Genomic DNA, 20,951 nt, shown 5'->3' with positions numbered 1-20,951 from the left:
CGTCCGAGTAGTCCCTCATCGCCATCGGCGGTGTTCTCGCTTCCTCCGGATCAAGCAAATCCAGTATCAGCATGTCCACCACTCAGGGGGAGGCCCCCCACGCCGTACACCCGCTGTGAGGCTCGCGAGCACCATCTCCTGCCCATGCCACCCAGCACAGCGCGGTGTCGGTCTAGCATCCGCGCGGCTCGGCGCCTCTCCCGGGAGGACCACCGGTACGGCGGAAGAGATGAGCTACCGTGCCCTGGACTACGAACTGGCTGATTTGTCACTGGTAAGCGGATGTGCACCTGGCGGTGCCGTAGGGGCATCGTCGGCGCTGATCGCCCTGAGCGCCTCCCGGGCGAGACCGGAGGCTAGGCCGTTGCTCGCGGCGAGAGCGCCCTTCTTCACGAACTCCAGCACGGCGGGCGTTCGCCGTGGCGTCCGCCCGCGGAACCGGCGCCACGGTCGGCTGCTGTCACGCTGCTCAGTGCCCACGGGTCCTCCAGGTCCTCCCGTCCCGGACAGGCACGGGCGGGGACACATCGCCTTGCGTAAAAGGGGTCTGCTGCCACCCGCAGCGGTCCGGCAGCAAGCGCACCAGGGTTGGATCTGCCGTACGGCCAGAGGCGGCCCAAAAAGCGTGGACCTGATCCACTCGCTCAGCCATAGGCTCTCCCACCATGTACTTCGCATTCATGGATGACAGCTCACGTAAGCGAAAAGACGTACCGAGGCAGGACCTCGGGGCCCTCCACGCCTACGGAGCCGTGATCTTTCCTCAGGAGTCGCTGCAGCCCTACCGCGAGGAGCTCGCCCAGCTGCGGCAGGAGCTCGGCGTCCCGGCCGGTACCGAGTTCAAGTGGTCGCCGGACGGAGGGCCTCTTCACAAGAAGTGGGCCGAGTTGCACACCGCTCGGGTACGGATGCTGGAAGCCGCCGCTGCACTCGGAGTCCGGGCCTGCGTCGTCATCTGTGCGCCCGAGCTGATGCCGGAGTGGTACTCCGAAAGCCAGTTGAAGCGCGAGATGCTGGAGTACCTCTACGAGCGCGTCACCTACACGCTCGGTGAGGACAAGGGCATCATGATCGCCGATCAGCCAGGCGGCGGGCGAAAAGACGAGACCCGCTGGCTGGCCGACGCACTAGCACTGGACACCGATGGAACCCAGTACGTAAAGCCGGCGGACAAGCAGATCCTGCTGCCCATCATCACCACCCGCTCCGACCACGTTGACCACCTACAGCTCGCGGACCTCGCGGCGGCCGCCACGACTGCCCTCATCGCCGGCGCCCCCGCAGCCGCTCCCTACAAAGACCTCATCCACAAGCTGCTGGCCACGAACACCCGCGGCTACGCAGGCGGAACGGGGCTGAAGTTCATGCCCAGCGCCACATACAATTTCAAGGCGCTGATGAACCTTGCCTACTGGGTGTTCGGCGAGGACGCGTACGTCCTCCCTGACACGGCCAGCTCCATGGGCACGGTGCTCCCCCACAGTGGCTGGATCTTCGCAAGCAGCAGTGGTCTCGATGCCCCCAACCCCGACGGGACACAGCAGTAAGCTGCCTGCGCCATGCCCCAAAGCTACGGCCTAGCAGTCATGCGCGGGCCACCGGCGGGGGATGACGATCAGCGCGCTGCGCGGATCACTCGACCTGGACGGCAAGCTGACCGACGAACAGCGAGAGACGTACTTCGCCCCTTCTCACACCGCATGAAGGCCTCGACCAACCCCGGCCTGTCCTCACAAGCGAGGGGTCGGAGCCAATGCCAGTGGCTCCGACCCCCTGGTCGCGACTGTAGCCGCAGGCCCGTCATATGTTTGCCCTGTCACCATGCCAGTAATGCGCGGGCACAACGTCTGCGGCACCCGCTGCCGGTGTGGGGTGTTCAGCGTCACCGAGGAATGATCAAATCGGTGAGTTGCCCGGCAGTGGGCATCCGACCGCGGTTGAAGACGACCGCAACAAACAGCACCACCACCGGAAGCAAGGGGACGAGTGCAGCCTCGGGCAACCCGAGGACGGCCGCACACGCCATGACCAGCACGACCACAAGCCCGACCGCGAGCATCCGCAATCGCTCCCTGGGCGCAGCTGGATCTACGCCGTCGAGTTGATCTGCGTCGAGGAGACAATCGATGCGGCCCTCGGCGTAGCGCTCGGCGATGGTCAGCAGCATCACGGTGAGGTCTTCGAGGGCGCGGCCCGGGTCAGAGTCCTGCCGTGCTTCGGCCTTTCGTAACGCGCCCACCACCAGTGCGGCATGGGCCTTGAACTGCCGCTCGTTGTGCCGTCGGGCTCTAGCACGGCGGGTGCGATGGGCCCTCCAGATGGCTTGTTCCACGGGCTGCATGGAAACGCGAGGGATCTGGCAATCCGGCTGGGTTTCCTCCCAGCGACGGAGAACTGTGGCGCACTGGGCCGCGACCGTCAGCAATGCGACAACAGGCCAACATCGTCGGTCCTCCCGCCGCGCCCTCGTCTTCTCCGGGTACCCGTCGAGTGCCTCCAGGTCATAGGGGGCATGTGTCGCAGTGCTACCAGGACTGATCAGATTGATGCGCTTGATGAGCAGCGCTTCGGCAACCACGATCAGGGCGACGATCAGGAGGAACTCTGTCTTTGGGATCGCGCTGAAGCCCCAATGGCGCACCGACTCCGACACGGCCACCATGCGGCTAAGCACCCCCTGCACAAGGCCAGAATGCGGTCCCGGGTCTGCAGTCAACCGCAGATGCTCCCAATCGGCCATGTCGTCGATATTCGCCACAAAGAACAGTAGTAAGACAAATCGGAACATCTTGATGGGCATGGCCAGGGGCCGAGCGCGCCACCACCGCACAACGTACGAAGGGGCCAATCCGTGATCGTCGAACCGCTCTCGTATTCGAGGCGGCAGCAGCATCATCTGCGTCAAAAGCGGAGCAGCTCGACGTACCCCTACGACGGCGCGCAGCCGCTCGAAGCGCTCCGCAGACCGCAATGCCCAGCGTTGAGCCGGCCCAGGGAAAAGGAGCAGAAGGATCACGGCCAGGACGGCCCACGGGGTGCCCACAAAAACATAAGCGGTTAACACATCACCAGTCTCACGGATCCCGCCGACCAAGACGCCCGGAACGCAACAGACCGGCCATAGAGCCACTCTGACCTGGCCCTAACGATGGTCCGTGTGTCCACCGCACTGAGAGGAACTGCCACGCGCTTCCGAGCGCAGATCGGCCGCCTCCCAGCGGCAAGCCGACACCGTCCGGTTCGTCACGACCACCGTTATGTCATGTCGACCTCAGGAACAGGCTCTCACTCCCAAGGCGACGCGCTAATCTGCATATTGGCCCTGCCGAGCTGCCACTTTCCGGGTGCTGCCTGGTGGAAGGCAGGGAAGCGGTGAAGCAGCCGCCCCAGCCCGTCCATCTGCCGGCGGTGCGGTTCCTGCACCGAAGCGGGGAGCGCAGCGAGGATTTCAGTACGGGTCATCGGTTCGGGCGCTCGGGCGAGCAGGCGGGCGACCTGCGACAGCACGTCGTCCCCGGCGGTGCCGCGCTGCGCCTGGGCCCAGTCGCGTCCGTGTACCTCGTGCTCGAGGAAGGGCTCGCTCAGGATCTTGAAGGTCTCCGAGCCGAGCCGGGTGAGCTTCGCGCGGGTGTCGCTGGAGAACCGGTTGCGGTTGAGGTACGCGTAGGTGCTGGCGGCGGCAAGCGCCACTGCGGCGGCCACCGGGTGGGCTCGTGCCAGGCGCACGGCTCCGGCCAGGCCGTAGCCGGCCCCCACGATCGTGGTGGTGCTGCCGTGCATGCCTGCCTCCGCCTTGCCGATCCTCCCCACCACGCTTCGTACGGCTTCCCAGTTCGGGACGGCGGCGCCCTGGCGGATCAGGTCCCGGTCGGCGGCCAGGAGGACGACGGGGGCGAGTACGCCAGCGAGCTGGAGGATGCCGACGTCGCTCAGGTCTTCGTGGGCGAGTTTGTCGGCGGCCGCCGTCATGGGCAGGCCGTGCACGCAGACGACGTGCAGCAGCGGCACGTACTCCTGCCACCACAGCCTCTCCGCCCTGGCGAGATCGAAGGTGCCGCCCTCGCGCTTGCGGTCGGCCAGCACGCGGGGGACCTCCGCCCACACGTAGTGCGGGATGAACCCGCGCAGCGTCCCGTGCTGCATCCCGGCAAGGATCGAGGACGGCTGGCTCCGCTTCAGCGCCGCGGTAACGTCCGAGGTGAGCACTGAAGTGTCGAAGACTCCGAGCCGGAAGCCGCCGCTGGTCAACGGCACGGGATAGGCGCTGCTGTACATGACGGGAGCGTAGGCCCCCAATGGGTCTTTGGGTCAGGGGTTTTCCGCGGTGGCAAGACTTGGCAGGGCCAGGATGTCAGGGGGTGGGCCATCATCGGTGGATGCCGCAGAAGAAGCCCCTCCCGCCCACCTATCGAAAGCGCCTCCTGGAGGAGCTGGACACGATCGAGCGGGACTACCTCGCCGTGCTGGAAGCCTCCGAGATCCAGTACGTGAACCCGAACCGCTCGAGCGACTCCGTGTTCATCGTCACCACTGCGAACTTTTCGTTCGCCGCGACCGGCGGCGGCGCGGAGTGGGGCTGTGCCCCATGACGGGGGCGTTGCTTCGGGGCTTTGTCCGCGGTGGGCGCTGATCACCTCGGTACCGGCGCGGGGCGGGTCGGAGGGCAGAGGAGGGTGCGGAGGTCGATGACGTGGTAGCCGTGGGCGGTGAACGCATCGAGGATCCGTGGCAGGGCCTGGGCGTCGATCACCTGGGTGCGGCCTTCGGGCGTGCCGACGTGCATCTGCAGGATCGCCCCTGGGCGAAGGGCGTCGAGCGCCCTGCGCACCGCGCGGTCCACGCTCATGCCGCCCGCGGTGCCCATCCATCCGTTGGTGTCGGTGGTGAATTCGATGTCCGCGAACCCGAGCGCTCAGCCCTGCAACACGCTCTGACCGCGGTCCTCGCCCAGACAGGCCACTCCGTGCAGGTGGACCGTGAGGCAGGCGAGGTACAGGTCAGACGGCTCCCATAAAGAAGCCCGTCGAGTGGGTCGGGTCCCATGATGGCCTCCATCACCGACACCCGTGACGACCCCGCAGGCGGGCGGCGTGAGTAGCGGCGAGGCTGCCGGTTGCCGCGGGGAGAACCGGGAGCCACTGTGGGGAGGGAGGCGGAACGATGGCCGATGACCAGTGGGAAAGGATCTGTAAGGCGTTTGAAGCATGGGAGGAAACTGGTGAGTGGCGCCTTCCGGTGTCGCGGGAGGCTTTCGAAGAGCACAGGCTCCTCACGCCCGAGAAGCGCGCGGCTCGGGAACGCCGTACCGCCAGGACGGAGGCGATGAAGCTCTCAGGAGCTCAACGGGAGTGGCAGTACCTGCGCATCCGCGCCGCCGATATGGAAGTCGACCTTGCGTCTGCTCTGGCTGAGGTGGAGGACGACAGCGACACGAGAGCAGCCCCGTACGGCCGGTGGAAGAGAGCGTTGGAGGAGGCACAGGATCTCCTGGACGGCGAGTGCGCGGACGGGCTTGCGGATGCCGCCAGGGCGGAGCTTGAGTACGTGCGCCGATGCCTGGACGAGTATTGGGCTCTGGATCGGCAGGCAGCGGTTCAGCGCACGTGGGCCGACGAGCAGGAGGTTCGGGAGCGGCAGCGCGACGCAGAGACGCGTGCCTACCGAGACAGGTCGCTGCCCACGAGCGGCAGTCACGTGCGGCCTTCGCTGGCGCAGCAGCTGGAGGAGGACTACCAGCGCACTCGGCACCCTGGGTTCAGGCTTCCCGATGAGGGGATGTAGCCGGAGATTGGTCGGCGCCCGCCGGAAGGTGTCCAGAGCCCTCCTCCCCGCGGGCCCGGGGAGCACACCCTCGGCGTGGTCCTGATCGGCGGGGGCCTGGGACCATCCCCACGGGCGCGGGAGCACGCTGCGATCGTCGCCGACTCGAGGTCGGTTTCGGGACCATCCCGGCAGGCGCGGGGAGCAACTCGCAGGTGTACCAGCCGATGACCGCGACTGGGGAGCATCCCCGCGGGCGCGGGGAGCACAGGCTGTCTTTCGACACCTGAGAGACGAAACAGGGACCATCCCCGCGGGCGCGGGGAGCACCCATCGTAGACCGCGTACACTCCGGGCCGCCGGGACCATCCCCGCGGGCGTGGGGAGCACGTCATGGTGGTGGGGTCCTGCGCCGCGGTCAGGGGACCATCCCCCGGGCGCGGGGAGCACCAGCTCGAGGTGGGCCTGAATCGGATCGAGATGGGACCATCCCCGCGGGCGCGGGGAGCACCTGATCGAGACGCTACGGCCGCAGGCCCTCGCGGGACCATCCCCGCAGGCGCGGGGAGTACGCGATCGGCAAGGCGCCCGGGTCGCCGTGGTCGGGACCATCCCCGCGGGCGCGGGGAGCACACCCCCGGCTCCCTGACCGAGTACGACGATACGGGACCATCCCCGCAGGCGCGGGGAGCACCATCGACCCCGCAGGCTTCACCTACGCCGTGGAGGGACCATCCCCGCGGGGGCGGGGAGCACAGCCCGCCGAGGATGCCGCCAGCGTCGAAGGTGGGACCATCCCCGCGGGCGCGGGGAGCACGAGGTCACGCTCCTGCCCGACGACTTCAAGGTGGGACCATCCCCGCGGGCGCGGGGAGCACGTCATAGTCCAGATCGCGGAAGAGGAAGGGCTGGGACCATGCCCGCGGGCGCGGGGAGCACGTCCGCGCGACGGCCGGCACCCCTGCCGTGTTCGGACCATCCCCGCGGGCGCGGGGAGCACATGGTCTGGCCGTCGATCGCCCCGGCCGTGATGGGACCATCCCCGCGGGGCGGGGAGCACTGCGGATCGACGTACCAGCTCTTGTCGACCTTGGGACCATCCCCGCGGGCGCGGGGAGCACTGGGTCACCGTCGACTTAGGCTTCACCAACCCGGGACCATCCCCGCCGGCGCGGGGACCATTCCACCTGCCTCCCTGGCAGGTCCCGCACGTACGTCTCAGCTTCGCGGCTGGGAGGTCCATCCCTTGATTTCGTCCGCCACTTCCCGCACGTCAAGCCCGTCCCGTGCGATCCGCTCGGCAAGGTCCGCCGCCTGCTTGTGATCCACCGTCACCATCGCGCCGGACGCCGACAGATACGCGGCCGCAACGATCGCACCGAAGAGCTCGTTGGCGTACTCCAGCGCCGGCACGCGGATCAGCTGGTGCATGAGCGCGGCCGCACGATGATGGACCTGCGCGTACACCGGTCGATCCATCACCTTGTCGGCGTGCCGGGCCACCGCCGCCTGAAGCGTTCCGAAGTCGAGGACGTCCGGGTCACCGGGGACGCTGCGGTGCGCGAGGTCCAGCAGCCAGGCACGGTCGATGTGCAGGATCACGCAGCCCGCCCGCGCGTCTCGTCCTTCGCCTCCGGGGCCGGATGGCCGAACCGCTCAGCGAAATGCGGGCCCCACTCCTGCGCAAAGTACTCAGCCGCACCGAGAAACCGATGCCGCACGTCGTTACCCTCGTCAGCCAGCACCCGCCGGGCGTACTCAGACACATCCATGCCAGCCGCCGCCGCCCGCTCCGCAATCACGTCGTACTCGTCCTGATCCACACGGACGTTGATCTGCTTCTTCCCCATACCCATCAGCGTAGCTGCCCGTACGCGCCGCTACAGCCGATTCAACTCATCCCTGTAACGGCGACGTTCAGCGCCGAGCTCCGGTGTGGCGTCCTTCGTGGGGGCACCCTTTGGACTACCCCTGGGAGTGCGGGGAGCACACACACGTCAGCGTTCCGATCGTCGTCGTGGGCGGACCATCCCCGCGGGCGCGGGGAGCACTCGGTCGAGCAGCCGGAGGTGACCGTCCCGCAGGGACTATCCCCGCGGGCGCGGGGAGCACTAGCCGAGGCGCTTCTGCCAGCGGGCGTAGGCGGGACCATCCTCGCGGGCGCGGGGAGCACCTGGTCAGCGCGTCGAGCTGCGAGCCCAGATTGGGATCATCCCCGCGGGCGCGGGGAGCACCGGGTCGAGGTCAGTTCCTCGCGGAGCTCCTTCGGACCATCCCCGCGGGCGCGGGGAGCACCCGGATCGGACGTTGATCGTGCGGCCTCCGGTGGGACCATCCCCGCTGGCGCGGGGAGCACTCGCTGGAAGGGGGCAGGCTCATGCCCGCTCTGGGGCCATCCCCGCGGACGCGGGGAGCACGCGTGACCGATACCCCTGAAGTTGATGTTGATGGGACCATCCATCCCTGCTGGCGCGCGGGAGCACTTGTCGTCCGGTATAGCCGTGGTTTCGACCCCGGGACCATCCCCGCGGGCGCGGGGAGCACGAGTAGCTGCACCTGCGTGTACGGGACGTGGGAGGACCATCCCCGCGGGCGCGGGGAGCACTGACGCGGGTCATCACCCACGGGGCTCATGTAGGGACCATCCCCGCGGGCGCGGGGAGCACGTCAGCCAGATCGTGGCCCCGTCCGCCGTGACGGGACCATCCCCGCAGGCGCGGGGAGCACACCTCAGTGCCGCCGGGGCAGTGAATCGGGCTGGGACCATCCCCGCAGGCGCGGGGAGCACGCACCGGCGACCATGCCCGGCCACGACTTCCGGGGACCATCCCCGCAGGCGCGGGGAGCACATAGTTGAAGAGACCGGCGGAGGCGGCGTGGGGGGACCATCCCCGCAGGCGCGGGGAGCACGACCTGGACGCCGACAACTGCCTGAAGATGGTGGGACCATCCCCGCAGGCGCGGGGAGCACGCCGCGCAGTAGTTCTGGTTGAGGTTGGACTGGGGACCATCCCCGCAGGCGCGGGGAGCACGATGCTCTTTACGATGCCCAGCCGGACGAGCAGGGACCATCCCCGCAGGCGCGGGGAGCACGTCCGCGAGCTCACGCAGCGCAGGTACGGGGAGGGACCATCCCCGCAGGCGCGGGGAGCACGCCAAGAACAACTTCCTGCTCCAGACCCTGACGGGACCATCCCCGCAGGCGCGGGGAGCACAGCTTCACCTACACCGTGGAGTTCACGCCCCGGGGACCATCCCCGCAGGCGCGGGGAGCACCAGGCGCTGATGCAGTCCGCCCCGAACGGGGTGGGACCATCCCCGCAGGCGCGGGGAGCACACCTTGGACCACAGGCTGTCGCCCGAGGCGATGGGACCATCCCCGCAGGCGCGAGGAGCACGTTCGTCGCCAGGTCCTCGAGGATCTCGGCGAGGGACCATCCCCGCAGGCGCGGGGAGCACGGCCAGTCCGCATCGCCCTGCGTGCGCGAGGAGGGACCATCCCCGCAGGCGCGGGGAGCACCGGTAGCCGTCCCCGGCCGTCATGCCCCACGCGGGACCATCCCCGCAGGCGCGGGGAGCACCCACCAAGAAGGACGCCAAGGAGCTCAACCGCGGGACCATCCCCGCAGGCGCGGGGAGCACTCCGGCACCTGGAGCATGTTCAGCAGGATCTCGGGACCATCCCCGCAGGCGCGGGGAGCACCCGCGGGCGTGGAGTCCGCGCTGGATCGCCTCGGGACCATCCCCGCAGGCGTGGGGAGCACATTCAGGGTCCGGCGAGCCTGTACCAGGGCGCGGGACCATCCCCGCAGGCGCGGGGAGCACTCCCCGTGTTGCGAGGGGCGATCCACGCGTCACGGGACCATCCCCGCAGGCGCGGGGAGCACGACCTGAAGCTGCCGGCGGAGTACGGCGACCAGGGACCATCCCCGCAGGCGCGGGGAGCACGCGGCCACCGCGCAGCCGACGATGGCCGACCAGGGACCATCCCCGCAGGCGCGGGGAGCACATGGCGTGGACGGAGCCGACGGAGCCGCGGTAGGGACCATCCCCGCAGGCGCGGGGAGCACCTGCGCGAACTGGAGACCAGCGCGGTCGGCGAGGGACCATCCCCGCAGGCGCGGGGAGCACCTGGCGGGACGAGCTGACCGGACTCCAGCTCATGGACCATCCCCGCAGGCGCGGGGAGCACGCCGGGCGGGTGATGACCGTCCGGCCGATCGCGGGACCATCCCCGCAGGCGCGGGGAGCACGCCGTGAGCGCGCTGCCGCCCGCCACGACCCAGGGACCATCCCCGCAGGCGCGGGGAGCACGACGACTCCTGGTTCATCCGCCTGAGCGTCGTGGGACCATCCCCGCAGGCGCGGGGAGCACGCCGTCATCGCCGAGGGCTCCCTGGTCGACCTGGGACCATCCCCGCAGGCGCGGGGAGCACTCTTCGTGACCTGGGGAGTTAGTGCTGGGCTTGGCCTCTATTAGCCAGTTTCACTGATCGCGGCAATTCGCCATGAAAGCGCATAAGTAAGGTCATCGGCCGTACCGTCGTCGCTTGGATGCGTTGCTCCAGCCTTTCCGTGGGGCAGTCGTAGCATCTGCGGAGCTTTGGGCGCTGGGGCGACGGATCAGGGTGAGTCCTTCTTGGTCGACCGGGTGCCAGGCGTGGTCGTGGGTGCGGAAGGTGAAGCCCTGTTCGTTGTTCGTTGTGTGGGCAAGGAGGGCCCGGCCTTGGCCGGCGTACTGCTGAACCTCAGTCCAGAGCAGGTCGCGGATGCGTGCCGACGGGTTGCCGATGAAGACGCCTGCGGATATCTCGAGGAGCCACCGGGTGAGGAAGCCCCTCAGGCCGGGCGGGCAGTTGGTGAGGACGATGACGGTCACCAGCTGATGTCCGAGTCGCTGTAGGTGTCGTTCTGGTCGGTTCCTCCGCCGTAGTTGCGGCCCGCGGGGACGGTGTGACCGCCGTCGCTGTGGAGGGTGACGGCATCGTGGTCGCCGTTCATCGCCTCGGGCGAGGCTGCCTCTGGCAGTAGGAGGCGTTTGATGTCGTTGACGCAGCGGTCGAGCAGGGATGTTTCGTTGATGCGGTCCCGTAGTGCACGACGGGTGCGCGGGCCGATGTCTTCTTCGTCTTCGGCGGCGATGTCGAAGGCGAGTGGGATGCCGATCTCGGTCTTGTACAGGTCGGCGATGTCGAGGACGAATGAGAGTTCGTGGCCCGAGTGGACGAATCCGAGGGCGGGGCTGCAGCCGAGGGAGGCGACGACTGCGTGGGCGATGCCGTACATGCACTGGGCGGCGGCGGTGATGGCCTGGTTGACCGGGTCACCGCCGGTGAAGTCACCAGGGGTGTAACGGCGGCCGCGCCAGGGGACGCCGGTGCGGGCGGACTGGGCCCGGTAGCAGTCTTTGACGCGGGTGCCTTCGCGACCGAGGAGTTCCTTGCGGGACAGGCCGGCGGGGTCCTCGTCGGGGAAGCGCAGCCGGTACATGGCGCGGGCGACGGCGAGGCGGCTGCGCATGTTGGCCCACTGCACGGCTTGTGCTTCGGCCAGGGCGGAAGAGCGGGTCAAGGCGCGGCCGCCGGCGTAGTAGCGCACTCCTTGCTCGCCTACCCAGCAGACGGCGGCGCCGGTTTCGCCGAGGACGCTCATCGCCTGGTGGGTGATGCGGGTGCCGGGTCCGAGGAGGAGGGTGCTGATGGTCGCTGACGGGATGTGGGTGGTGCCGTCGGCGTCCTCGGCGGTGATGGCGTTGGCGTCGCGGTGGACGGTGCAGCGCTCGAGGTAGATGAACGAGAGCCGTTCGCCGGTGCGGGTGAGGTGGCGCGGGGTGAGCGCGGGGCGCCGGGAGACTGTGGTCACCGGTTCACCCGGCCGGGGCGAGCGGTGCCAGGGTGAGCAGGCCGCAGCCGTAGGCCTTGGCCTTGCCGATCCCTTGGGTCAGGGCGCGGCGCAGTAGTTGTGGGTCGGTGACTTCGAGGCGGCCGTCGAAGGTGACGGTGATGAGGCTGACGGGTGCTCGGCGGCCTGTCTGGGTGCTGGGGTGTTTGGCGAAGGCGAGGTTGCGTTTGTCGCGGACGGTCAGTTCGTACCGGTCGCCGTGGTGGGGTTGTCGGGTGTGGGTGGTGCCGCTGGGGAGCAGCCTGTTGCCGTCTGCTTTTTCCAGGATGCGGAAGCCGCAGGTTTCCTGGCGTTTGAGGAGCCAGCCCATCTGGTGTGTCGGGGTGAGGTGTGCGGTGCGTTTGGTGGGTTCGTCGTCTTTTCTGCGGGCGTGGTGGACGGGGTTGGCGGTGAGGCGGAAGGCCCATCGGTCTGCGGTGGTGAGCCGGTCGAGGAGCGGGCCGTAGGGGCGGCTTTGCCACCCGGGTGCGGTGGGGTCGGCGGCGGCCGGCCAGCCGGCCTGTTCGACGAGGTGGGTGAGGTCGGGCCGGTCGGGGCTGACGATGTACAGCATGACTTCGGCGCGAGTGGTGTGGTCCAGGCGCCACAGCACGCGGGGGCCGTCTGCGGGGGGTGTGTCGGTGGGCAGCATTGTGGGGAAGGACGACATGACGGCTGCGTGCATGGCCTGGGGTGAGGACAGCAGGCGGCGGGCGCCGGTGCGTGCGGTGTTCACGCGGAAGCGGGTGAGGTACATCAGGCGCTCTCTTCGTCCAGGGCGTCGAAGGGGTCGTGGCGCGGCAGGTGCCGGGCGGACGGGTTGAGGATGCGGACGCTGCTGGTGACACGGGTGCGCCAGGTGTGGCGTCGGTGTTCGGCGGCGAAGCTGAGCGGCTGGTCGCGCAGGGTGTCGGCGGCTGCGTGCTGGTCGGGTTGTGCCTCGCGCAGCACGGTCAGTTCGACGTGGTCCTGGTCGCGGTGGTGCCTGCGGTACCAGGGGGAGGCCTGCCAGGGTTCCGCGCGCAGTGCGTCGAGCAGGCCGCCGTGGTGGTGGAGGCCGAGTTCGACGGGGAGGGCTGGCGGGCAGGAGCGGCGGCCGAGGAACGGTGGATATACCGGTGCGCGCAGCGCTGCGTTCAGTTCGGTGAGCAGCGTCGGGTCGCCTTCGAGGGCGGCGACGAAGACGGCGTCGGCGAGGTAGAAGCGTTCGGAGAGCGGCATGGATTTGCCGGTGACTCCGTGGTGGGCGGTGTGGAAGTCGCGTACGCGGGTGCCGGGCTGGTCGATGCGGACGCCGAAGTGCAGGGCGGCCAGCGGTGCCAGTGCGGTGTCGTCGCCGCGTTGGATGCCGGCGGCGGCGGCGAGCAGGCCGATGACGCCGCTCTTGGTAGGGGCGGACTCGGTGGTGCGGCGGGTGAAGCGGGCCGAGGCCCCCCAGGACTGCAGGGGGCCCGCGAGCCGGAGGGTCAGCACGCTCATGCGGGCTTCTCCAGGCGTTCGGCGACGGCCTGGCCGACGGCGGTGACGAGGTCGTGGACGGTGGGCGACTCGGTGCCGAGCTCTGCGAGCTTGTGGGTGTTGGGTCCGACGCGCAGCACCCAGGTGAGGGTGGAGGTCTCGTCGCCGTAGGCGCGTTCGATGTCGGGGATGTACTCGGCCAGGCGCTCGCATGCTTCGCGGACGTAGCCGCCCGTCTCGCCGCGCACCGGGTCCTCGTAGGCGGCGACGAAGCTGACGGGCCGGGTGGTGCGGAGCTTGACGATCACGGCGTCGGGCAGGGTGTGGTTGCCGAAGGTGTTGATCTTGCCGGTGGGCAGGGAGGCGATGAAGCCGTGGACGAAGGCTTCGACGGCCCGGCGGACCGGGTCGGTGCCCGGCTCGTTCTCGCGCAGTCCGTGTCCGAGGTTGGCGGCGAGCTGGTGCACGCCGAGGGCGGCGTAGCGGTAGAGGGTGGCCGAGTTGAAGTCGACGGTGCCGATCATGCCGGCTCCGGTCTCCTCCTCGGCGTTCTCGTCGTCGACGGCGGTGTAGTAGTCGGACTCGTTCTCCACGCGGTGGACGCTGAGGGCGTGGGCGACCTGGACGGCGGCGTCGACGTTGATGTCGGCGGCGTCGGCGACCATGCGGCCGAACAGGGCGATGTCGACGGAGTGCTGGGTGTCGGCGAGCTGCTTGGCCTTGTCCTTGTTCTTCTTGTCCTTCAGGTGCGCCGTGATGTCGGCGGCGCCGTCGACGGCGAGGCGGGCGAGCCCGTCGAGTTGGCGGCTGCTGAGGAACACCAGGTACTTGGACTGGGGGGCCGGCTCCGGCTCACCGTCCTTGGCGGCGCTCGTCTTGCGCTTGGGCACCTCGGTCTTCAGTCCGGTGGCCTTCACCGTCTCGTCCGCGAGGCGCAGGGCGGTCTCACCCGTGAGCGAGGGGTCGAGGCTGGTGATCCGGGCGGCGACCGCCTCCACGATCTTCTTGGTCCGCACGCCGAGCTCACTGGGGTCGAGCAGGTGCTCGTCCTTGAAGTAGGTGCGGGTGGCCCGCTTCCACGCCTGGCTGGAGACGCGGGCGCGCGGCACTCCCCCGTACACGGCGGTCTTCGGGGCGCCGGTGTCGTCGCGGTTGAGGTTGCTGGGCGGGACGGTCTGCAGGGCGTGCACGTCGAGGAAGATGCGGTTCACGAGGCGTCCTTGTCGGTGTCCGTGGTGGCGGTGGTGTCCGTGCTGGCGCGGCCGGCGGCAGCATCAGGGCGGCTGGCGGGCCTGTCGTGCCAGGCGTGGAAGGAGCGGCCCCACTCCCTGCGGACGGTGTCCGCACCGCCGGGCCGCTGCCAGGTGTAGAGCTGTCCGGCCAGCAGCGCGTGGTCGAGTTCCATGTCGTCGCGGCGCAGCAGGACGACGATGTCGCGCAGCCGCTGGGCGCAGGTGGTCAGTTCGGCGGCGGTGCCGGCGCGGACCAGGCGTTTGTGGACGGGGGTGTCGATCTCGCCGGGTTTCATCATCCGGCGCACCGCGGCGCCCAGGCCCCGGCGGCGGTCCGGCCGGTCGGCCTGGTACATGCCGGTGCGGCGGGACTGCTGGTGCAGTGCGTAGAGGGTGAGGGCGACGTGCAGGGCGTCCTCGGCCCTGGCCAGCTCCTGTTCGCTCAGCGGCCGGGCGCCGTCGGGGGTGTCGTGCAGGGGGCCGGTGTCGATCAAGGCCCACAGGTCGGGCAGCTGGCCGGCCTGGCGTCCGGCGCCGCGCCGGAGCCGGGCGAGGGAGGCGACCGCGTGTGACTGATCGGCGAGGTAGCCCCGCTGCAGGGCGGTGAGGTGGGCGGCGGCGAGCCGGGTCACCCGTTCGCGGGCGGTGACAGTGGCGGGTGCGGAATCGGTGGTCATGCGGGTGCCTTCGCGGTGGTGGGTGCCGGGCTTGCGTCCGTCTCATGCGGCAGGTCATGAAGGCCGGGGCGTCCCAGGCCTTTGTGCAGGGCGGCGCGGAACCACTTGCCGGAGAGGGAGGAGTTGAGCCACTCGGTGCCGTTCTTGAGCTGGACGGTCCGGCCCTGCCAGGCCGCGTTCCCGGCCGCGGCCATCAGCTGGTCGCCGGTGCGGCCGGCGATGGCGTACACCTGCTGCTGCCAGACGGTGCGCTGCGCGTAGGGGTCGTCGGTGTCGGCGAGATGGGCCAGCCAGGTGCGGTAGGGGGCCTCGAGGAGGCCGTAGGCGAGATCGCGTGCGGTGGAGCGGGGCCCCTCCGTTTCCGTGCCGGCCGCGCGCGCCAGGTTCGTGGCGAGGTCACCGAGAGCGTTGACCGCGAGGTCGGCGTCACCGACGGCGGCGACGGCCTGCTCGGCATAGCGCCGGTCCTGCTCATGCAGCAGGACGACGGCCATGGCCACGTGGTCATCGACGATCTCATCGATGACGGACTGCTGCGTGCCGTAGCGCGCGCCGACGATCCGGGCCCGGATCAGAAAGCCCGGGTCCAGCTCGCCTTCCGTCACCAGGCAGGCCACCCACTCCAGGATTCCCGGCCGCAGGTAGTCGGCAGGCTCCGAGCCCTGGGCAGTTGCGGCTTGGTCGGCGACCAGGGCGCCGATCCCGCGCCAGGCGGACCGCTCGGGCGCGTGCTCGCGCGGCAGGTAGACGGGAGTCGTCTTCAGCTTCTTCTCCTGGGCCCGGCTGCGCCGCCAGGCGGTCATCGGCTCCCGGTGCTGACGGTCCCGCGGGCCCAGCGGGTCGCCGTAGCCGAGGACGACGCCGTACACGCCCAAGGCGTCGAAGTGCAGGCGCAGGCGCCGCGTCTGCCAGGTGTACAGGTCGCGTACTCCGGTGGGGGCGCGTTCCGTGCCGCCCGGCCCGCAGGGCTGCCTGCGCCATGCCGGGGCGTCACTGTCGTCGATCTGCAGGTTGGCGGTGTCGGCGGCCACCAGGTTCAGCAGCAGCGTCTCGCGCAGGGTGCGGCCCTCGACAAAGACGCCTCCGAGGTTGCCGGCCCAGCCGACCCCGAGCGGGTAGACCTTGCCTCCCTTGGCACGCGGGTCGCCCTCCACGCCGGTCTTGATGCCGGAGGTGTCATAGGCGTGCGCGTGCACGACCCAGCGGGCCGCCTCCGGGAAGGTCAGCCGCTCGACGGTAGGCATCCGGGCGGTGAAGAACGGCTCACCGTTGGGGACGTCGGCCACGATCCGGTTGAGGGAGAACACCTCCTCCTGCGCGGTGCGCAGGCCCGCGGTCTGGAAGAACGGCATCTGGGGATGCAGCAGGTCGAACCGTTCCCGGTGCTTGTCCAGATACGGCCGCACCGGCGCGAAGCAGGTCTCTTCGTCCCACAACTGCGCCCAGTCGTCGGTGTCCTTGGGCCCGTCGAGCGCGTCGTGCGCGACAGCAAGCAGCAGCCGTACCAGGGCGAACTCCTGGGTGGGCAGGTCACCGGTGATGCGCCGCAGGCCGTGCGCCTGCTCGAACACCTCACCCAGGGACAACTCCGCCTGGCTGCCGTCCAGTCGGAGGACGGGAATCCACGGCTGGGCGGTCAGGTCGAACGACAGCACACCACTACCGCTGATGTTCTCGGATTCAGGCACGGGTCACCTCAAGACCGTCACTCGGGCTGTACCGGAGGGTGAAGCCTGCCAGCCGGGTCTGACAGTCCTCATCGAGCGGCAGGATCAGCTGGCCCGCGAGCCAGTGACTGTCCTTCACCTGCCAGGCCGGGATGTGCAGTTCCTCGAGTTCGTCGATGGCCCGGTCCATCACGTCGGCGTAGCTGAACTGGATCGGCAGCCGCAGCCCGCAACTGGCCGCGGTGCGGGCGGCGAGCGCGGTCGGCACCTGGTCCGTGGGCAGGGGCAGACCTGCCAGCGCGCGGCCCTTGCGGTCCGGCTGGAGCCACGGCAGCGTCGCCAGGGTGCCGTCGGCGCGGCGCTGCACGACCACGACCTCCAGGCTCTCGCGGCTGTCGCGTACCTGGGCACGCCCCTGGCGGGTGTCGTCCGCGTCACCGACACCTGCGGCGACCCAGCCGAACAGCGGCCGGCCGGGGCGGGCCGCGGTATCCAGCCGGAACGTCGCGGCCCGCTCGGCCTGTTCCGCGCGGTGCTTCTCATGACGGGCCCGGGCGTCCTCGAGCGCCTGCGTCCAGCCGGGCGGGATGTCCAGCGTGTCGGTGTAGGCGCGCTGCACCAGGGGGCTGATGTCGGCGGGCAGCCGCACCGGGCGCCGCGGGCCGCCGTCGAGGTACTCCAGCAGAGCGGCCGCCGAACGCAGCAGCGCATACGCCCCGTACACGGCGATCGAGCCGGCCACGGGCCGGGGCACGGGGGCGTTCCAGTCGACGCCGGTGAGCAGGCAGCGTGCCTGGCGCAGTCGCTCGGGGCGGTCGGTCTGCTCCTGTCCTCCGCGCAGGTGGCGGTGCAGGCGCCCCATGCGCTGCAGCAGGAGGTCGACGGGGGCGAGGTCGGTGACGAGCAGGTCGAAGTCGACGTCCAGGGACTGCTCGGCGACCTGGCTGGCGACGACGATATGCGCCCCTGCCGGCCGGTCGGACTTGCCCGGCGGTCCGAAGCGGTTCAACAGGGAGGCGTCCTTCGCGGCGCGGTCGACGTCGACGAAGCACGAGTGGGCGACGGTGACGTTCGCCGCCCCGAACCGCTCGCGCAGCACCGCCGCTGCTTCAAGGACACGGCGTACGGTGTTGCGCACGACCAGGACGCAGCCGCCCTGGGCGAGTTCCGTCTGAAGCCGGTCGGCCAGGACGTCCACGTCGTCGGCGAGCCGCTCCAGCTCGACGCTCGTGCCGCGGGCCGAAGCGGCAGGGCGCCGCATGAGCGGTGAGCCGCCGGGCGGGAGGGCCGTCAACAGCGGATAGTCACGCCCCTGGCCGACAGCATCGAAGGCATCCGCGGCCGCAGCAGCGGCGTCCTTGCCCGCGTACGCCTCGGCGAGCTCCCTGCGCCGGCCGGCGGGCAGCGTCGCCGACAGCACCACCACCGGCACCCGGTACGCACCCAGCCAGGACAGCACCCGGTCGAGATAGACGCTCATGTAGGTGTCGTAGGCGTGGGCCTCGTCGATGACGACGACCTTGCCGGCGAGCGCCAGGTGACGCATCGCCAGGTGCCGGCTCTTGAGCCCGGCGAACAGCAACTGATCGACCGTGCCCGCGACGAACGACGACAGCATGGCCTTCTTCCGCCCCCGCAGCCAGGCGTGAGCAACGAGCTCGGCCCCGGCGACACGGTCACGGCTCGACGGCCGCCACAGCTCAGCACCGCTGTCGGGGCCGTCCACGTCGACCGCGGCGATCCGCCGGCTCCCCTCGCCCAGGAGCCCTGCGAAGTCCTCGTTGAGAGCGGCCTTGGAATGGGCCAGCAGCACCGAGTAGCGCGTCCCCGGCGGGGACGGCAAACGGTCGAGCCAGCGCCGTAGGCGGGGAAACATCGCGTTTCCGGTGGCCATCGTCGGCAGGGCGAAGAACACGCCGCCCGCCCCGGAGCGGGCGGCGAGGATCTCAGCGGCGGCGAGCGCGGCCTCGGTCTTCCCCTCCCCCATCGGCGCCTCGATCACCATCAGCCCCGGCGCGTCCATCTCCCGCGCCAGTTCGACAGCCGCTTCCTGCACCGGCCGGGCCTTCGCGCCCGGCGGAAGGTCGAACCGGGACGCGAACAACTCATGCACGTCCGCGGCCGGCTCCTCGGCCCGCCACGGGCCCGGCAGGTCCAGCCCCGCCCAGGCGGCCGCGATGCGCTCCGACCCCGTACGGGGCACGTCCTCGGGGAAGTAGGGGAAGAGATCGGGATTGCTGGCGATCCAGTCGCTGACGATGACCAGGGCGGACAGCAGCACCTGCACCGGCTGCGCAAGCTTCACCGTCCTCCAGGCAGCCAGATGCTCACCGACGCCGAACTCCGCCGCACACGCGTCCAGCAGCTCCTCCTGCACCCGCTGCCACACCGCCCGGCCCGGCCCGTGCGCGCCCAGCAGACCAGGATGACGGTCAAGCGCCTGGATCTGACCGTGCTCGGGCGGCACCCCGTGATGCCCGCCCACCGCCACCGTGAACTGCCCGGCCTGCTTCACCGTCCAGCCATGACGCTCCTGAAGCCACTGACCCAACAGCACCTGCCCGGCCAGCCCGTGCGGCGCGAGCCTGCGGTCCGCGCCCATCGCCTCCCGCGAGCGCATCTCCAACCCGTGCCCCCGCATGGCCTGCGCCAACTGCTCCACCTGACAAGCGAACGCAGGCGTCGCCTTCCCGACGTCATGCACCCCCGCCAGCCACACCACCAACCGGCGAGCAGCCACCTGCCCACCCGGCAGCGAACCAGCGATCAGCCCCCGCACCGACAACGGCAGCCACTCGTCCCACAACCGCCCCGCCACAGCCGCACTGTCTTCCATGTGCTGCCACAACGGCAGCCACCGCTCCCCCTCACGGTCATGCTTCGCCCACACACACGCCGCCGGCGCACTTAAGCAGGCCCGCAACCCCGAACCGGCCACCCTCTCCCCAGTCATGCCAGATGCATACAGGATGTAGATGACACGTGAAGCCAGTACGGAGAAAATGAGAAGGATCAACCACCAGCACCGACCAATCAGCAGACCTCGGCCCCAACAACGCGACCACGTATAGGCTTTGAGTAGAAGATGGGGCGTAATGCACCCTTTGCCGGGATCGGCGAAACTTGCTGAAACCGCCGTTCCGACCGGATGAAACCGCAGGCCACGCAGCCTGCTCCCCGCGCCTGCGGGGATGGTCCCAGATCACCTTCACCGAAGCAGCCGAGCAGGCGCTGCTCCCCGCGCCTGCGGGGATGGTCCCGCCACCTTCGCGGACGTCGCCGGCATGACGTTCTGCTCCCCGCGCCTGCGGGGATGGTCCTTACGGACCGTGTCCCCCACGTCTGTCGGGTCACTGCTCCCCGCGCCTGCGGGGATGGTCCCCCTTCGGGGTCTTGGGGGCGTCCGGCGGCGTCCTGCTCCCCGCGCCTGCGGGGATGGTCCCCGCTGCAGCAGGTTCGGGGCGATCAGGTTGTGCTGCTCCCCGCGCCTGCGGGGATGGTCCCGGGCCCACCGCCACCGTCACCGTCGCCAACCACTGCTCCCCGCGCCTGCGGGGATGGTCCCGCGCTCGGCCAGTGGGAGATCGACCTGCTGCCCTGCTCCCCGCGCCTGCGGGGATGGTCCCGAACCGACAACGTCCACCAGGTCCGGGTCAAGCTGCTCCCCGCGCCTGCGGGGATGGTCCCGGCTGGTTCGAGGACCACCCGCGGGAGTCGTACTGCTCCCCGCGCCTGCGGGGATGGTCCCCTGGGCGACCAGGTCGACGATATGGTCTCCGGCTGCTCCCCGCGCCCGCGGGGATGGTCCCATAACGGGGCTCACTCTCCAGGGAAGCAGCTTCTGCTCCCCGCGCCCGCGGGGATGGTCCCTTCTCGGTCAGTTGCAGGCGGTGTGCACGTCCCTGCTCCCCGCGCCCGCGGGGATGGTCCCTCCCGGCGGGTGGCGTTCCCGTACTTCGTGAGCTGCTCCCCGCGCCCGCGGGGATGGTCCCTACGCGAGTCAACTCACCGGCCTGTTCCCGACCTGCTCCCCGCGCCCGCGGGGATGGTCCCCAGCGCGAGCCCGGAGAGCAGTCCCTGGCCAACTGCTCCCCGCGCCCGCGGGGATGGTCCCAGCACCAACCTGCCGTCCGCTGCTCGGCCGACCTGCTCCCCACGCCCGCGGGGATGGTCCCCACTCTTCGAAGTCGTCCGCGTCGATGTCGTTCTGCTCCCCGCGCCCGCGGGGATGGTCCCTGCACGGGCAGGTGCAGGATGTAGGAGAAGCTCTGCTCCCC

Annotated in this window: 16 protein-coding genes and 3 CRISPR repeat arrays; of the genes, 3 read left to right on the top strand and 13 right to left on the bottom strand. The window is 70.0% G+C overall.

Translation table 11 applies throughout. The features are described from left to right. Positions 1–665 precede the first annotated feature (665 nt). Positions 666–1,547 carry a DUF3800 domain-containing protein gene (locus tag V7E45_RS15340; protein WP_333774710.1) on the top strand — a complete coding sequence of 294 codons (882 nt, stop codon included), beginning with the start codon at positions 666–668 and terminating at the stop codon, positions 1,545–1,547. 335 nt (positions 1,548–1,882) lie between these two features. On the opposite strand, the gene V7E45_RS15335 is transcribed toward V7E45_RS15340, so the two are convergent. Both V7E45_RS15335 and V7E45_RS15330 read right to left on the bottom strand, forming a co-directional pair. Then, a complete protein-coding gene (locus tag V7E45_RS15335) occupies positions 1,883–2,800 on the bottom strand; it encodes a hypothetical protein (protein ID WP_333774709.1) in 918 nt (305 codons plus the stop codon). 485 nt (positions 2,801–3,285) lie between these two features. Next, positions 3,286–4,275: a PIN domain-containing protein gene (locus tag V7E45_RS15330; protein WP_333774708.1), complete on the bottom strand. Its 990-nt coding sequence runs from the start codon at positions 4,273–4,275 to the stop codon at positions 3,286–3,288. 101 nt (positions 4,276–4,376) lie between these two features. Here V7E45_RS15330 and V7E45_RS15325 point away from each other — a divergent pair, with 101 nt between their 5' ends. Then, entirely contained in the window at positions 4,377–4,589 is a 213-nt protein-coding gene (locus tag V7E45_RS15325; RefSeq protein WP_333774707.1) for a hypothetical protein, read from the top strand. A gap of 41 nt (positions 4,590–4,630) precedes the next feature. Here the strand turns inward: V7E45_RS15325 and V7E45_RS15320 are convergent, their stop codons facing one another. Further along, positions 4,631–4,864 (bottom strand): hypothetical protein, encoded by a 234-nt coding sequence (locus V7E45_RS15320; protein ID WP_333774706.1) that lies wholly within the window; start codon positions 4,862–4,864, stop codon positions 4,631–4,633. Between the two features lie 296 nt (positions 4,865–5,160). Between V7E45_RS15320 and V7E45_RS15315 the strand changes: the two genes are divergently transcribed. Then, on the top strand, positions 5,161–5,781 hold the full coding sequence (locus V7E45_RS15315; protein WP_333774705.1) for a hypothetical protein: 621 nt from the start codon (positions 5,161–5,163) through the stop codon (positions 5,779–5,781). A gap of 460 nt (positions 5,782–6,241) precedes the next feature. Continuing rightward, a CRISPR array of direct repeats spans positions 6,242–6,761; the repeat unit is 30 nt. Positions 6,762–6,978: 217 nt separating this feature from the next. On the opposite strand, the gene V7E45_RS15310 is transcribed toward V7E45_RS15315, so the two are convergent. The 10 genes from V7E45_RS15310 to cas3 all read right to left on the bottom strand — a co-directional run bounded on the left by V7E45_RS15310 (position 6,979) and on the right by cas3 (position 19,627). Continuing rightward, on the bottom strand, positions 6,979–7,362 hold the full coding sequence (locus V7E45_RS15310; RefSeq protein ID WP_333774704.1) for a fic family toxin-antitoxin system, toxin component: 384 nt from the start codon (positions 7,360–7,362) through the stop codon (positions 6,979–6,981). Next, complete coding sequence (locus V7E45_RS15305; protein WP_333774703.1) at positions 7,359–7,610, bottom strand: plasmid mobilization protein; 252 nt, start codon at positions 7,608–7,610, stop codon at positions 7,359–7,361. Before V7E45_RS15305 ends, V7E45_RS15310 begins: the two co-directional genes overlap by 4 nt. A gap of 664 nt (positions 7,611–8,274) precedes the next feature. Then, a CRISPR array of direct repeats spans positions 8,275–10,197; the repeat unit is 30 nt; unit sequence GGGACCATCCCCGCAGGCGCGGGGAGCACG. A gap of 91 nt (positions 10,198–10,288) precedes the next feature. Beyond that, a complete protein-coding gene (gene cas2e, locus V7E45_RS15300) occupies positions 10,289–10,639 on the bottom strand; it encodes a type I-E CRISPR-associated endoribonuclease Cas2e (RefSeq protein ID WP_333774702.1) in 351 nt (116 codons plus the stop codon). Continuing rightward, positions 10,636–11,622, bottom strand: a complete 987-nt coding sequence (cas1e, locus tag V7E45_RS15295) for a type I-E CRISPR-associated endonuclease Cas1e (RefSeq protein ID WP_333774701.1) — start codon at positions 11,620–11,622, stop codon at positions 10,636–10,638. The genes cas2e and cas1e overlap by 4 nt, the downstream gene beginning before the upstream one ends. A gap of 4 nt (positions 11,623–11,626) precedes the next feature. Beyond that, on the bottom strand, positions 11,627–12,397 hold the full coding sequence (cas6e, locus tag V7E45_RS15290) for a type I-E CRISPR-associated protein Cas6/Cse3/CasE (protein ID WP_333774700.1): 771 nt from the start codon (positions 12,395–12,397) through the stop codon (positions 11,627–11,629). Then, positions 12,397–13,119 (bottom strand): type I-E CRISPR-associated protein Cas5/CasD, encoded by a 723-nt coding sequence (cas5e, locus tag V7E45_RS15285; protein ID WP_333774699.1) that lies wholly within the window; start codon positions 13,117–13,119, stop codon positions 12,397–12,399. Before cas5e ends, cas6e begins: the two co-directional genes overlap by 1 nt. After that, positions 13,116–14,309 (bottom strand): type I-E CRISPR-associated protein Cas7/Cse4/CasC, encoded by a 1,194-nt coding sequence (gene cas7e, locus V7E45_RS15280; RefSeq protein WP_333774698.1) that lies wholly within the window; start codon positions 14,307–14,309, stop codon positions 13,116–13,118. The genes cas5e and cas7e overlap by 4 nt, the downstream gene beginning before the upstream one ends. After that, positions 14,306–15,007, bottom strand: a complete 702-nt coding sequence (gene casB, locus V7E45_RS15275) for a type I-E CRISPR-associated protein Cse2/CasB (RefSeq protein ID WP_333774697.1) — start codon at positions 15,005–15,007, stop codon at positions 14,306–14,308. The genes cas7e and casB overlap by 4 nt, the downstream gene beginning before the upstream one ends. Next, positions 15,004–16,695 carry a type I-E CRISPR-associated protein Cse1/CasA gene (casA, locus tag V7E45_RS15270; protein ID WP_333774696.1) on the bottom strand — a complete coding sequence of 564 codons (1,692 nt, stop codon included), beginning with the start codon at positions 16,693–16,695 and terminating at the stop codon, positions 15,004–15,006. Before casA ends, casB begins: the two co-directional genes overlap by 4 nt. Beyond that, complete coding sequence (gene cas3, locus V7E45_RS15265; protein ID WP_443056051.1) at positions 16,688–19,627, bottom strand: CRISPR-associated helicase Cas3'; 2,940 nt, start codon at positions 19,625–19,627, stop codon at positions 16,688–16,690. Before cas3 ends, casA begins: the two co-directional genes overlap by 8 nt. Before the next feature lie 217 nt (positions 19,628–19,844). Continuing rightward, positions 19,845–20,910: a CRISPR direct-repeat array (repeat unit 29 nt; unit sequence CTGCTCCCCGCGCCTGCGGGGATGGTCCC). Between the last annotated feature and the right edge of the window lie 41 nt (positions 20,911–20,951).

Origin of the sequence: Streptomyces sp. IBSBF 3136, assembly GCF_036815105.1 — a bacterium.
Classification (GTDB): Bacteria; Actinomycetota; Actinomycetes; order Streptomycetales; family Streptomycetaceae; genus Streptomyces.
The sequence above is the reverse complement of the archived record's forward strand: the minus strand, read 5'-3'. Positions and strand labels throughout refer to the sequence as shown.

Excerpts from the sequence above, each read along its gene's own strand:
- V7E45_RS15305 (WP_333774703.1), bottom strand. The coding sequence starts at position 7,610 with ATGGGGAAGAAGCAGATCAACGTCCGTGTGGATCAGGACGAGTACGAC.
- V7E45_RS15325 (WP_333774707.1), top strand. The coding sequence starts at position 4,377 with ATGCCGCAGAAGAAGCCCCTCCCGCCCACCTATCGAAAGCGCCTCCTG.
- V7E45_RS15320 (WP_333774706.1), bottom strand. The coding sequence starts at position 4,864 with ATGGGCACCGCGGGCGGCATGAGCGTGGACCGCGCGGTGCGCAGGGCG.
- V7E45_RS15330 (WP_333774708.1), bottom strand. The coding sequence starts at position 4,275 with ATGTACAGCAGCGCCTATCCCGTGCCGTTGACCAGCGGCGGCTTCCGG.
- V7E45_RS15335 (WP_333774709.1), bottom strand. The coding sequence starts at position 2,800 with ATGCCCATCAAGATGTTCCGATTTGTCTTACTACTGTTCTTTGTGGCG.
- cas5e (WP_333774699.1), bottom strand. The coding sequence starts at position 13,119 with ATGAGCGTGCTGACCCTCCGGCTCGCGGGCCCCCTGCAGTCCTGGGGG.
- cas6e (WP_333774700.1), bottom strand. The coding sequence starts at position 12,397 with ATGTACCTCACCCGCTTCCGCGTGAACACCGCACGCACCGGCGCCCGC.
- V7E45_RS15315 (WP_333774705.1), top strand. The coding sequence starts at position 5,161 with ATGGCCGATGACCAGTGGGAAAGGATCTGTAAGGCGTTTGAAGCATGG.
- casB (WP_333774697.1), bottom strand. The coding sequence starts at position 15,007 with ATGACCACCGATTCCGCACCCGCCACTGTCACCGCCCGCGAACGGGTG.
- cas3 (WP_443056051.1), bottom strand. The coding sequence starts at position 19,627 with ATGACTGGGGAGAGGGTGGCCGGTTCGGGGTTGCGGGCCTGCTTAAGT.
- V7E45_RS15340 (WP_333774710.1), top strand. The coding sequence starts at position 666 with ATGTACTTCGCATTCATGGATGACAGCTCACGTAAGCGAAAAGACGTA.